Here is a 12,444-nt window from a genome sequence, read left to right as displayed (position 1 = left end):
CCATGCTCAAGGAGCATTAGCTTATTATTTCATTAATTTGTTAACCGTAATTAGCAGCTCATCGATAACCTCATGTTCACCGGCTTCTATTCGTTCAATAATACAACTCTTCATATGCCCTTCCAGCAGCATCTTACCAACACCGTTTAGTGCCGCTTGAACCGCTGCGAGCTGATTGAGCACATCGTCACAATAAGTATCCCGCTCTATCATACCCTTTATCCCGCGGATCTGGCCTTCAATCCGGTTGAGGCGAGTATTCAAACCATTTTTGAAATCTGTCGAATGATGACTCATTCGTTCTCCAGATGCTGAAGAATGACAGTCAGCTTCACAGGATTTCTCAGTTTGTTCTTGCTTACTAGTAGACATAAGAATCAGCCTCCTTGCCAATAATATAATATACCCCCGTAGGGTATGTCAAGAGGCGTTCTTTATTTCCTATCCCCCTAATCCCATTTTTTCAAGCATAAACGCCTTCGGTGTCCTTATAAGGACGGCAAGCGTTTAAGCGAGAAATATAAGACATATAGTATTGTGTGAAACTTATACTTCTATATTTGAAAAAAACTATTGCTACCCTATTCAAATTTGAATATAATAAATTTTGCTTCTAACCTATGAACATTTTTTGAACGGATTTATCACTATTAGAAAAAGGAGCCTGCGAAGCATGCATACTAAAGAAAGTAATCTTAAACTCGTAGTTATCGGCCTGCTGCTCGGTATTCTGATGTCCGCGATGGACAATACCATTGTAGCTTCAGCTATGGGAACCATTGTTTCCGACCTTGGCGGTCTGGACAAAATCGTATGGGTCACTTCGGCCTATATGGTCATGGTAATGGCTGGGACCCCTATCTTCGGCAAGCTCTCGGATATGTATGGACGTAAACGTTTCTTCATGTTCGGACTGATTGTATTCCTGATTGGCTCAGCACTGTGTGGTACTGCAACCAGTATTACACAACTAAGTATTTACCGGGCAATTCAAGGAATCGGCGGCGGTGCACTAATGCCTATCGCCTTCACCATCGTTTTCGACATTTTCCCTCCTGAAAAAAGAGGAAAGCTGACCGGCCTTTTCGGTGCCGTCTTCGGAATCTCCAGTGTACTCGGACCATTATTGGGTGCATATATTACCGACTATGTAGGCTGGCAATGGGTATTCTACATTAACCTGCCGCTCGGAATTATTGCACTTTTTCTGATCGCAACTTCTTACAAAGAATCGATCTCTCACGCTAAACAGCGCATCGACTGGGGCGGAGCCTTCACTCTCGTCGGCGCCATTATCTGCCTAATGTTTGCGCTAGAACTGGGAGGCAATCAATACGCTTGGGATTCTAGTGTCATCCTTGGCTTATTCGCCGGCTTTGCTGTACTCTTGCTGGCATTCATCCTCATTGAGAGAGTGGCGGCTGAACCTGTTATCTCGTTCGCGATGTTCAGTAAACGGTTGTTTGCAACAAGTAGTGTGACAGCCTTGTTCTATGGCTCTGCCTTTATCGTAGCCACCATCTACATTCCTATCTTTGTACAGGGCGTATTTGGCGGCTCCGCTACGAACTCTGGACTGATCCTCATGCCGATGATGATCGGTACGGTCGTGGGCAGTCAGACCGGTGGGCTACTTACAACCAAAACCAGTTTCCGCAACATTATGATCCTATCGGCAGTCTGTTTTGTAGCAGGTGTCTACAGTCTAAGCACTTTATCACCAGATACCTCCCGTCTCATGCTTAATGTATTCATGGCCTTAACTGGATTCGGCGTGGGCTTCTCCTTCTCCGTGCTAAGCATGGCAGCTATCCATAATTTCGATATGCGCCAACGCGGTTCGGCAACTTCAACAAGTACCTTTATGCGCTCGCTTGGGATGACGCTGGGGATTACGATCTTCGGTATTATTCAGCGTAACAACTTCACTAGCAGCATTAGCGAAGCTTTTGGCGGAAGTGAGCAGTCAGCAGCCTTCGGCGATCCACGGGCAGCCCTGACACCTGAAGCAAGAGCCAAGATTCCACCTGAAATTTTAGAGAAAATATCTAGTGCACTGTCCTCTTCAATCGCACATACCTTTATGTGGGCCATGATTCCTGCCGTCCTTGGTTTAGTCTTTGTGCTGCTTATGCCAAAAGACCGCCTCACCATTCCGAGTAAAACTGCTCAGGCGTCCGAGGGTAAAAGGTAACGATTATGTCGATGAAATTGGCTATTCTCGGACTATTGCTTGAACGAAATATGCATCCCTATGAAATTACACTAGTCATGAAAGAGCGCTCCATGGACCGGATTACAAAGCTCCAGCTTGGTTCTCTCTACTATGCTGTCGATAAACTTGCACAAGATGGTTATATCGAAGCTTTAGAAGTGATTAGCAGCAGTGATCGCCCTGACAAAACCATTTACGGTATTACTGAGCAAGGTAAAAATTTATTCGAGCAGTTAATTCTACAGCAAATTAAAAAGAACGAGCCCTTCTATCATCCGATGTATATGGCTCTAGCCATGTCCCGTCATGTTGATCAAAACAAGGTGGAGAAGCTGCTCGAAGAACGTATTCGGGAAACCGAACATCAGGTGAATCTGGCTTATCAGGTATATGAAGAACATATTCCTATTGTTCCTCGTTCCGCCCTTCATCTCATGTACGGCACCTATGAACACACCCTTATTGAACTAAAATGGCTACAACGTCTCTATGATGATGTTGTAGCACGCAAGTTGAATGACATTGGAACACCACTTAATACAGAGTAGAGTCCTTAGGACCTCTACTCTTTTTTTTCGCTTTTGCAGAGACAATAAATACCACACTAGAATCTAAGCGTGTACAATATGTACGTGTACGCAATCATATTTTCCTAGGAGGAATCACAATGTTGAGAACGCTGCCTTTAAACAAGCGCGGTATACCAGCCAGCCGTATTGCTCTAGGTTGTATGGGATTTGGTGGAGGCTGGGATCATGAACCGATTACCGCCGAGAATGTTAAGCAAGGACATGCAGCCGTCGACGCAGCACTATCTATTGGTATCAATATGTTTGATCACGCAGATATTTATACCCGTGGTAAAGCCGAGAAGGTATTCGGTCAAATCTTTAAAGAACGCCCAGGACTCCGCGAAGAAATCATTATTCAATCGAAGTGCGGTATTAAGCTAATGGAGCCTGGAGACAGCTCTAATGTCTTTGACTTCTCAAGCCAGCATATTCTAAGCAGTGTAGAAGGAATATTGTCGCGACTAGGAACGGAGTATATTGATATTCTGCTGCTCCATCGGCCTGACCCCCTAATGGATCCAGAGGAAGTAGCTTCTGCTTTGCATCAATTAAAGGCAACAGGTAAAGTTCGTCATTTCGGCGTCTCCAATATGAGCGCAGCGCAGATCAAAATGCTGCAAGCCTATTGCGATGAACCTTTTATCGTAAACCAGCTACACATGAGCCTAGCCAAGCTCAGCTGGGTCGATGCTGGAATCAGTGTAAACCGTGAACCTTGGAAGGATATTACCTTTCCCGAAGGAACCCTTGAACATTGTCGAATGGAGAACATTCAGCTTCAAGCTTGGGGCCCACTCGCACAAGGCTTATTTAGCGGACGTTCATTAGAGGATCAACCAGAGAATATCATCCAGACAGCTGCCATGGTTAAACAACTTGCAGATGAAAAAGGAACAACACCCGAAGCCATAGTGCTATCCTGGCTAATGACACATCCGGCAGCTATTCAGCCTGTGATTGGGACTGTGAATCCGCAGCGCATCGTTGCCTGCGCCGATGCGGACAAGCTGGAGCTTACTCGTAAAGAATGGTATGACCTATATGTTAGTTCACGTGGTACTCGTCTTCCCTAACTGAGCCCACAATTAAACTCGCAAGAATTCTAATAGCCTAATCGTGCCTCTCGCATGATTAGGCTATTTTTAATACATTCCCCTCCTATGTATCGTTCTTTATTGCGAATAAAAATAGATATCAAGCGATAAACCGAGATAAATAGAGATAAATTAACATTTTTGTTCTTTATAGAGTACAAACGAGACTTATTGACAGTTTTCTTTTCAATTTATTCCATGTATTATTCATTACAGAAGTTGTTCTCAATAAAGAACAACAATAACGAACTAAAGAAACTAAAGAAACTCAAGACATTGAGGGGAGGTATTCCTCTGAGACCCAGATCAGCAAAAAGAAGACCTAAACGAAAGAAACAAATCGGATTACGTGTTCTGCAATCAGGAATGGCTGTCTCCGTCTTGTTTCTGACTACCTCGCAGCAAGTGGGTAGTACCTATGGTGGTTTTGGAGCTACTACGCAAACCACTAGCACAATTAGCTTTTGCGAAGTATTTCCAAACTCGATCAAGGGGCTTCTAACAGAACTCAAAGATCATATCGAAAGAGCTACTGCTTTAAAAGGATCGCTGCAAAGCTATACCCCTTCAGGCAGTCTCTCAGACGTTTCGGGAATAGAAGGCATGACGCTGGATGAGCTTGATGTCGCAGCGCAAGAGATTTCCACACAAATCTCCGCACTTCAATCTCAAATCGATGGCGTGAATGAGCAACTGGCCACCAACAGCCAAATTTGGAACGAAATCAATGGTGAGCTGAACGCAGCAGCAGCCGTCCTATTCCAGATTGGAGGATATATGACCTCTCTAGATTCAAACTGTCTAGAAATCAAGGATGAACAATTCTTCAGAGAGCTGCAAAGCAGCCTGAATCAAAGCGGTGTAATCTCTGAATCCCTGAATGCTTCCTTAAAGGGAGTCATCCAATATCTAAACTCCATACACGACATCGGGCTTCCATTTGCTTCGGTAGTGACCAGTGATGTATATGGACCACCCGAGTTACGCAACGAGGCGTTTCAGCAGCCGTTACCTTTCCTGATTCCTTTTAGTCAGCCGGCCGGCAATATCTCTAGCGAACTTACCTCCACTTATGAAAATCTCAATACTGAAATGAATGGTCTTAAAGAATCGGCTACTTCAGGAATCAGCAATCTTCAGAGTCAGCTCCAATTGATCAGTCAAACCCGTGAACAACAATTGGAAGCACTTGAGAAAGCCCGACTAGAGGCGCTGGAACAAACGAAGAAAGAAGAAGAACGCTTGGCACTGGAGAAAAAAGAAAAGCAAGAAGCTGAGGACAAAGCGAAAGCTGAAGCTGAGGAGAAAGCAAAAACGGAAGTGACTCCACCGAAAGGTGAAGCTACTCTAGAGAACATAAATAATGAACAGCCTGAAGCCCCAGCCACTAACCCGGTCGTTCCGGAAATTGGTGAAGAGCTAACGATTCCAAAAGATGTACCACAGCAAGCGGTTCCTCAGGAGGCGCCAAAAGCGGAAGATACAACCACTTCCCCACCGGTAGCAACACCAGCCCCTTCGGACCCTCAACAAGTTAAAGGTGGCGAATAATATGCGGATTAAAAAAATGATCAACAATACATTATCGAGCATCATGCTTGTGATATTCATTCTGCTGGTGGTAGCCGTAGTTTTATCAAAGGCCTCCGGCGGTGAACCTGCCTTCTTCGGATACCAGATCAAATCGGTACTCTCAGGTTCGATGGAACCAGGGATTCAAACCGGATCGATTGTCGCTTTAAAACCCGGAGGAGATATGAATCGCTTCAAAAAAGGCGATGTGATCACCTTTAGAAATGAAGAAAACCTGCTCATTACTCACCGTGTTGTAGAAGCAACAATGAATAACGCTACCGGTGAAGCCATGTATCGCACGAAAGGTGATAACAATGATGCACCTGATATGAACCCTACCAGTTCCACGAATGTTGTAGCTGAGTATACCGGGGTCACCGTACCTTATGTAGGTTACGCTATGAATTTCGCAGTTTCCAAAGCTGGAAGTGTTGTGCTCATGATCGTACCAGGCTTGATGCTCCTGCTCTATGCCCTGTATTCATCATGGAAGGCTGTAGCTGCACTCGAAAAGAAAAATGCTGCTATACTGCCCGCCTCTCCACCCCCAACTGAAATACAGTAATTCGTTGATTGTCCGCTTCCGCTTACGAACCGGAAGTTACAATATATAACTTTTATAAAAAAACCACAAAAACCGAGGAGGAATTTTAATTATGGGTATCAAAAAAACATTGGGTCTTGGCGTAGCATCTGCAGCACTGGGTTTATCATTGATTGGTGGAGGAACTTTCGCTTACTTTAGCGACACTGCACAAAGCACCGCTACATTCGCAGCAGGTACACTGGATTTGAACTCTGATCCTTCTGTTATCGTTGATTTGAAGGATCTGAAGCCAGGCGATACGATCAAAAGAGACTTCAAACTAAAAAATGACGGTACACTTGATATCGGTTCGATCCTCCTCAAAACAGCTACCTCTATTAATGATGTAGGTGGTAACAACGGCGCTAACGATTTGGCAAAATCCATCAAAGTTAAATTCCTGGTGAATAAAGATAAAAGCGGCATCTTACCTGGTAGTGAAGAGAAAGTAGTTTGGGAAACTACCCTAGCCGATTTGAAGACTCAGACACCGGATCTCGTAAAAAATACTGGACTTGATGCAATCTGGGGTACTAGCGAAGCATCTGGAATAAAGGCCGGCACAAATGATAGCTTCACCGTTCAATTCGAATTTGTTGATAACGGCCAAGAGCAAAACTACTTCCAAAAAGATTCATTAACTCTGACTTGGGATTTCGTAGGTAAGCAAACTGCTGGATCCGCTAAATAATCTAATAAGTCTTCCATTCGAAGAGCAGCAGATTCTTATTCCGGAAAACGGATAAGTAGATGCTGCTTTTCTCTTTACAATAAACTTTGTCGAATTTAATGATATTTGCTATACTAATAACAAAAATTACGGAGGGGCGTCAGCATAGTGCCACAAAATATGGGCCAACGTATCCAGCATCTCCGCCTAGAAAAGGGATTGTCCCTATCTGAGCTTGCGGACAGAGCGGATGTTGCTAAGTCGTATCTTAGCAATGTGGAGAGAAACATCCAATCCAATCCTTCAATTCAGTTTATCGAAAAGATCGCCGATGCGCTTCAGGTATCCATCCACGCTTTGCTCTATGGAGAACCTAATGATGCTGAGGAGTCACCTTTAGATTCGGAATGGTTCCGATTGGTGCAGGAAGCTATGGCCTCAGGCATAAGCAAACGTGAATTCAAGGAGTTTCTGGACTACCAGAAATGGCGCCTTGATCAGAAGGATTAATATTCCACCTGACCTGATAAGATCCTCTTCTACTCATACTATTAAACATAAGCGCCTTCACCCTCCTAACATGGACCGCGAAGGCGTTTGAATTCTAGCAGAATATAAGGACCAAGTCTGAATCTTATAGATTCTTATATAAAGAAAAAGAGCACAGCGAGTTATCGCTGTGCTCTTTTGATATCTAATGCTCTGAATGTATTACTGCACGGCTTGCACAGTCTTCTCATGAAAGAAGCGACGAATTTCATCTGCCTTTATGCCAGCCTTCTTAGCTGCTAATAATAAATGGACCCACTCTACGTCTAGATCAATGACCTGCTGTTCTCTGTTGCTTCCCTGGTTGGACTTGTCCAAAAAATCTCCTCCTAAGATTTTAGTCCCCAGGCAATCCGGCTGTCATAGTATTTCTACCTTAGACCCGCGACTTTGTGCCCCTGCCTTTCGGCAGGTTTACCTTTTACTGGACCCTTTACACGAAAGGATCTACTTTGAAATATATGAAAATCGCTAACTGCAATAACATTATACTATACTAAAGTGGAAAAGTGTGTCGATTTCTGATTAGTTTTTCCATTAAAAAACAAAAAATAGAAGCGCTTTTGTGCGATATCTTGTCCTATTAACACGATACTCGTCCCATTCATAAAATTAATTAAGCCAATATAATGATACTTCCTTCCCTATTAGTTAAAAATAAGGATATTAGAATCATTTTAGTGGGCCTTAGGAATGGGTAATGAGAAGAAACAGCGTTCTTTTCATTAGAACAAGCTAACCCATACCATTTTGCGAACGTATTGGACGAAAGAATGAATTGATTACACGTGTGGAAAGTAGCACAATAAGATGAGAAATGAAACCGCAATCATCACAGCTCCAGTAAGCGTTGACACAAAATGTCACGTATGGAGTTCATCCGTTAAGGAGGATGTATTCATGGCAGCCAAAGAGCCCTATAACGAATCCATTTGGAGTAAGTATTACGGACCCAATTTAGGCTACATTCAAGAAAGATATGAACAGTTTGTGAAAGATCCTTCCACCGTAGAGAATAATTATCGCGAGCTTTTTACAAATTCGGGTCCCCCGCCCCTAACACCGGATAGCGAACCGGCTCCACAGCCTCGCATTTCGGGAGACACCGAATGGCTTAGAAAGGCAGTAAGAGCTTCCAAGCTAATCGCTAATATTCGTATATATGGCCATATGGCCGCTGATATTGATCCGCTTGAGCGCGATCACAATCCCATGGCTAAATATCTTGAACTCGAAACCTATGAGCTGACTCGTGAGGATCTGCTCGCACTACCTGCCACGCTCATTTGGGAGAATGCGCCGAATGATGTGCATACCGGATGGGATGCAGTTCAGCGTATGCGTCAGGCTTACACCAAGACAATCGCCTATGAATTCGGGCATGTGCATGAAGAACAAGAACTGAAATGGTTGAACAGACAGGCAGAATCCACAAGCTCACCAGCGCCTTTAAATAATGCAGAACGTAAAGAGCTGCTAAACCGCCTGATCCAAGTAGAGCAATTCGAAACCTTCCTCCACAAAACCTTTGTGGGTCAGAAGCGGTTCAGCTTGGAAGGCAACGACGCTCTCGTACCGATGCTGGATGAAATCGTACGCGCTGCTGCGCATGACGGCGCAGAGCATATTCTGATGGGCATGGCGCATCGTGGTCGCCTCAACGTTCTTGCACATATTTTGGGCAAACCTTATGACATTATATTTTCAGAGTTTCATCATTCTCCGAACAAGGAGCTTTTCCCTTCCGAAGGCTCTACAGGCATTAACTATGGCTGGACGGGTGATGTGAAATACCATCTGGGTGCAGATCGCGCTGTCCGTGAAGGAGAAACCGTACGCACAAGAATAACACTAGCGAATAACCCAAGTCACTTGGAATTCGTCAATCCTGTCGTGGAAGGCTTCACTCGTGCTGCTCAAGAAGATCGGAGCACAGCCGGATTGCCGAAGATTGATACCAGTAAAGCTATGGCGGTACTGATGCATGGCGATGCTGCTTTTCCAGGTGAAGGGATTGTTGCAGAAACACTTAATATTGGCAAACTTCAAGGTTATCAGAATGGCGGGACGATCCATATCATTGTTAATAACCGGATCGGCTTTACGACAGAAAGCGAAGACTCCCGTTCAACGCATTATGCGAGTGACATCGCCAAAGGATATGAAATTCCAATTATCCATGTCAATGCTGATGATCCTGAGGCCTGTATATCAGCCGTTCGTTTAGCTAGTGCATATCGCAATCAATTCAAAAAGGATTTCGTTATTGATCTCATCGGCTATCGTCGTCATGGACATAACGAAATGGATGATCCTGAAACTACACAACCTATCGTGTACGGTAAGGTACGCAATCATCCAACCGTTTACAAGGTGTATGCGGAGCGGCTACAGCGTGAAAAAATTCTTACAGCTGAAGATGTACAAAAGATGCACGTTGAAACAGAAGGCGTATTGCAACGTGCGTACGATAGTATGAAGGAAGGCAATCACAAGAAAAAAGAACCAAAGGCCTTCATTCCTCTTCATACAGATCGCTCAGCGGCAGGCACTACAGCCGTACCGATCTCCAGTCTGCAAGAGATTAATCGTGAGCTACTGAGCGTACCTGATGGATTCCAAGTCTATCCGAAACTGGAGCGAATTCTGCAGCGTCGCAAGGACGCACTGAATGAGGGTGAAAAGGTCGACTGGGCACTCGCTGAGTCCCTCGCCTTCGCAACCATCCTGAAGGATGGAACGCCAATTCGACTTAGCGGTCAGGATGCACAGCGCGGGACCTTCGCACACCGCCATCTGGTGCTGCACGACAGTAAGACAGGAGAATTATTCTCTCCGCTTCATCAGCTAAGTAATTCTCGCGCTTCCTTTGGCGTATATAACAGTCCGCTATCTGAAGCTTCTGTGCTAGGCTTTGAGTATGGTTATAATGTGTTCGCACCAGAAACCTTCGTCATCTGGGAAGCACAATATGGCGACTTCGCCAATGCAGGTCAGGTTATATTTGATCAGTTCATTGCCGCTGGACGTGCGAAATGGACGCAGCGCAGCAATCTCGTCGTCATGTTACCGCATGGCTACGAGGGACAGGGACCCGAACATTCCAGTGGTAGATTGGAACGCTTCCTACAGTTATCCGCGGAAGAGAACTGGACCGTTGCTAACTTGACCACTGCTTCTCAATATTTCCATGTCTTGCGGCGCCAAGCTGCTTTATGTGGACAGGAAGACGCTAAACCACTGGTGATTATGACGCCGAAGAGTCTCATTCGTAATCCGCGCAGCACATCTGCCGGAACTGAGCTCGCTTCCGGACAATTCCAGCCTGTGTTAGCTGAGCCCCTGCTAGGCCAGAAGCCAGGTGAGGTCAAACGTCTAGTAGTCTGCAGCGGTAAAGTAGCTATCGACATCCAAACAGAGCTAGAAGCTGCTTCAGACAAAGATTGGTCATGGCTGCATGTACTGCGCTTAGAGCAACTCTATCCGTTCCCAGAACATGAACTGAGTGCTCACTTAAGCTCCTTCACATCCCTTCAGGAAATTGTCTGGGTGCAAGAAGAGCCGAAGAATATGGGCGGATGGAGTTATACCGAACCTCGGTTACGTGCCATCGCACCGCAAAACACTAGCGTGAGATATATCGGACGTCCTGAACGTTCCAGTCCTGCGAGTGGTTATGCAGATGTTCATAGCTTTGAACAGCGTAGAATTGTTTCAGAGGCCCTAAAAGCAAATTCACAAGTACAAACAGCTGTACCGTCCTCTTAAGAGGACGGTATCACAATAGCGTAAACCATTATGTTTGGGGAGGTAACGGCCTGTGTCAGAAATCTTAGTACCCGATCTGGGAGAATCTATATCCGAAGGAACCATCTACAAATGGCTGGTTAAAGAAGGCGACACGGTAGGTCAAGGTGATGTGCTTGCTGAGTTAGAGACGGATAAAGTGAATTTGGAAATTAGTGCGGAGGTGGAGGGTGTCATCTCCTCCATCCTACGTCAAGCGGGCGAGAACGTAGCAGTTGGCGAAGCCATCGGCATCATTGGAGCCGCTAGCGGTAGTACATCGCAGGCCGCTGAGAGCAAAGCGCCTGAAGCGGCACCGGCAAGCGGCAGCGCAGCAGCCGCACCTGTAGCAGCGCCCGAAGTCGCTGTAGCGGGTGGCGAAAGCCCCGCTGCATTGGCATCGCCGGGCGCACGCAAGCTGGCACGGGAGCGCGGCATCGACCTCGGCGATGTTAGCGCCCGTGATCCTATCGGCCGGATTGGTCAGGCCGATGTGTCGGGTCATGGTGCAGCAGCGTCACAGGCCGCTGCACCGGTAGCTCCGGCGGCACAAGCCAAGCCGGAGCCAGCGAAGCCGGCAGCGAGCAAAGCCGCGCCGGAGGATGGCAAGAACGTGGAGCGCAAGCGCATGTCGCGCAGACGGCTCACGATTGCCAGCCGCTTGGTAGAAGCGCAGCAGACCGCAGCCATGCTGACCACCTTCAACGAGGTGGACATGACAGCGATCCTCGACATCCGCAAGCGCCGCAAGGATGCTTTTAAAGAGAAGCATGAAGTAGGACTAGGCTTCATGTCCTTCTTCACCAAAGCCGTGATCGGTGCGCTGAAGACCTACCCTCTGCTGAACGCAGAAATTGACGGTGAAGATCTGGTCGTTAAGAAATTCTACGATATCGGTATTGCCGTTGCAGCTAAGGAAGGTCTGGTGGTTCCGGTTGTCCGTGACGCAGATCGCCTCAGTTTCCCGGAAATCGAACGTCAGATTGGCGAACTCGCTTCCAAGGCACGCGCTAATACACTTAGTCTCTCCGAGCTTCAAGGCGGTACGTTCACTATCACCAACGGCGGTGTATTCGGTTCCCTATTATCCACCCCGATTCTGAATACCCCTCAAGTAGGTATTCTAGGGATGCATAAGATTCAATTGCGTCCAATTGCGCTGGACGAAGAAAGAACCGTTAACCGTCCAATGATGTATATCGCCCTTTCCTACGATCACCGGATCGTTGACGGCTCTGAAGCGGTTAGCTTCCTTGTCAAAGTGAAGGAATTACTGGAAGATCCAGAAGCACTGCTGCTGGAAGGCTAACCCTGATCGATCTTTCGACTTAAGAATATAAAGAAGGTATCCCTAAAGCTTCGCATTAGGGGTACCTTCTTTTATATCTGAATCAACT

At 46.0% G+C, this 12,444-nt stretch carries 11 protein-coding genes and 1 riboswitch; of the genes, 9 read left to right on the top strand and 2 right to left on the bottom strand.

The window, feature by feature from the left end; translation table 11 throughout:
* Positions 1-24: 24 nt before the first annotated feature.
* A complete protein-coding gene (locus MKY19_RS01850; protein ID WP_231573462.1) occupies positions 25-297 on the bottom strand; it encodes a metal-sensitive transcriptional regulator in 273 nt (90 codons plus the stop codon).
* Positions 298-673: 376 nt separating this feature from the next.
* Between MKY19_RS01850 and MKY19_RS01845 the strand changes: the two genes are divergently transcribed.
* From MKY19_RS01845 to MKY19_RS01815, 7 genes are all read left to right on the top strand, one after another.
* Positions 674-2,194 carry an MDR family MFS transporter gene (locus MKY19_RS01845; protein WP_042184296.1) on the top strand — a complete coding sequence of 507 codons (1,521 nt, stop codon included), beginning with the start codon at positions 674-676 and terminating at the stop codon, positions 2,192-2,194.
* A gap of 5 nt (positions 2,195-2,199) precedes the next feature.
* On the top strand, positions 2,200-2,763 hold the full coding sequence (locus tag MKY19_RS01840; RefSeq protein ID WP_042184294.1) for a PadR family transcriptional regulator: 564 nt from the start codon (positions 2,200-2,202) through the stop codon (positions 2,761-2,763).
* Positions 2,764-2,882: 119 nt separating this feature from the next.
* Positions 2,883-3,860, top strand: a complete 978-nt coding sequence (locus tag MKY19_RS01835) for an aldo/keto reductase (RefSeq protein ID WP_339799896.1) — start codon at positions 2,883-2,885, stop codon at positions 3,858-3,860.
* Between the two features lie 219 nt (positions 3,861-4,079).
* A complete protein-coding gene (locus tag MKY19_RS01830; protein ID WP_339799894.1) occupies positions 4,080-5,432 on the top strand; it encodes a hypothetical protein in 1,353 nt (450 codons plus the stop codon).
* 1 nt (position 5,433) lies between these two features.
* Complete coding sequence (locus tag MKY19_RS01825; protein ID WP_339799892.1) at positions 5,434-6,021, top strand: signal peptidase I; 588 nt, start codon at positions 5,434-5,436, stop codon at positions 6,019-6,021.
* A 91-nt stretch (positions 6,022-6,112) separates the two neighbouring features.
* Positions 6,113-6,733 carry a TasA family protein gene (locus MKY19_RS01820; RefSeq protein ID WP_076285138.1) on the top strand — a complete coding sequence of 207 codons (621 nt, stop codon included), beginning with the start codon at positions 6,113-6,115 and terminating at the stop codon, positions 6,731-6,733.
* A gap of 159 nt (positions 6,734-6,892) precedes the next feature.
* A complete protein-coding gene (locus tag MKY19_RS01815) occupies positions 6,893-7,222 on the top strand; it encodes a helix-turn-helix domain-containing protein (RefSeq protein WP_042131791.1) in 330 nt (109 codons plus the stop codon).
* 201 nt (positions 7,223-7,423) lie between these two features.
* On the opposite strand, the gene MKY19_RS01810 is transcribed toward MKY19_RS01815, so the two are convergent.
* Positions 7,424-7,579 carry an anti-repressor SinI family protein gene (locus MKY19_RS01810; RefSeq protein ID WP_231573373.1) on the bottom strand — a complete coding sequence of 52 codons (156 nt, stop codon included), beginning with the start codon at positions 7,577-7,579 and terminating at the stop codon, positions 7,424-7,426.
* A gap of 26 nt (positions 7,580-7,605) precedes the next feature.
* Positions 7,606-7,690: riboswitch (cyclic di-GMP riboswitch) on the bottom strand.
* A gap of 471 nt (positions 7,691-8,161) precedes the next feature.
* On the opposite strand from MKY19_RS01810, the gene MKY19_RS01805 reads away from it, so the two are divergent.
* Both MKY19_RS01805 and odhB read left to right on the top strand, forming a co-directional pair.
* Positions 8,162-11,029, top strand: coding sequence for a 2-oxoglutarate dehydrogenase E1 component (locus MKY19_RS01805; RefSeq protein ID WP_042184285.1), 2,868 nt, complete (start codon positions 8,162-8,164; stop codon positions 11,027-11,029).
* 52 nt (positions 11,030-11,081) lie between these two features.
* Complete coding sequence (odhB, locus tag MKY19_RS01800; protein WP_339268340.1) at positions 11,082-12,356, top strand: 2-oxoglutarate dehydrogenase complex dihydrolipoyllysine-residue succinyltransferase; 1,275 nt, start codon at positions 11,082-11,084, stop codon at positions 12,354-12,356.
* Positions 12,357-12,444 lie beyond the last annotated feature (88 nt).

Origin of the sequence: Paenibacillus sp. FSL R5-0744 (assembly GCF_037972555.1) — a bacterium.
GTDB lineage: Bacteria > Bacillota > Bacilli > Paenibacillales > Paenibacillaceae > Paenibacillus_AQ.
The sequence above is the reverse complement of the archived record's forward strand: the minus strand, read 5'-3'. Positions and strand labels throughout refer to the sequence as shown.

Excerpts from the sequence above, each read along its gene's own strand:
- MKY19_RS01840 (WP_042184294.1), top strand. The coding sequence starts at position 2,200 with ATGTCGATGAAATTGGCTATTCTCGGACTATTGCTTGAACGAAATATG.
- MKY19_RS01820 (WP_076285138.1), top strand. The coding sequence starts at position 6,113 with ATGGGTATCAAAAAAACATTGGGTCTTGGCGTAGCATCTGCAGCACTG.
- MKY19_RS01815 (WP_042131791.1), top strand. The coding sequence starts at position 6,893 with ATGGGCCAACGTATCCAGCATCTCCGCCTAGAAAAGGGATTGTCCCTA.
- MKY19_RS01825 (WP_339799892.1), top strand. The coding sequence starts at position 5,434 with ATGCGGATTAAAAAAATGATCAACAATACATTATCGAGCATCATGCTT.
- MKY19_RS01850 (WP_231573462.1), bottom strand. The coding sequence starts at position 297 with ATGAGTCATCATTCGACAGATTTCAAAAATGGTTTGAATACTCGCCTC.
- MKY19_RS01830 (WP_339799894.1), top strand. The coding sequence starts at position 4,080 with ATGTATTATTCATTACAGAAGTTGTTCTCAATAAAGAACAACAATAAC.
- MKY19_RS01805 (WP_042184285.1), top strand. The coding sequence starts at position 8,162 with ATGGCAGCCAAAGAGCCCTATAACGAATCCATTTGGAGTAAGTATTAC.
- MKY19_RS01845 (WP_042184296.1), top strand. The coding sequence starts at position 674 with ATGCATACTAAAGAAAGTAATCTTAAACTCGTAGTTATCGGCCTGCTG.
- MKY19_RS01835 (WP_339799896.1), top strand. The coding sequence starts at position 2,883 with ATGTTGAGAACGCTGCCTTTAAACAAGCGCGGTATACCAGCCAGCCGT.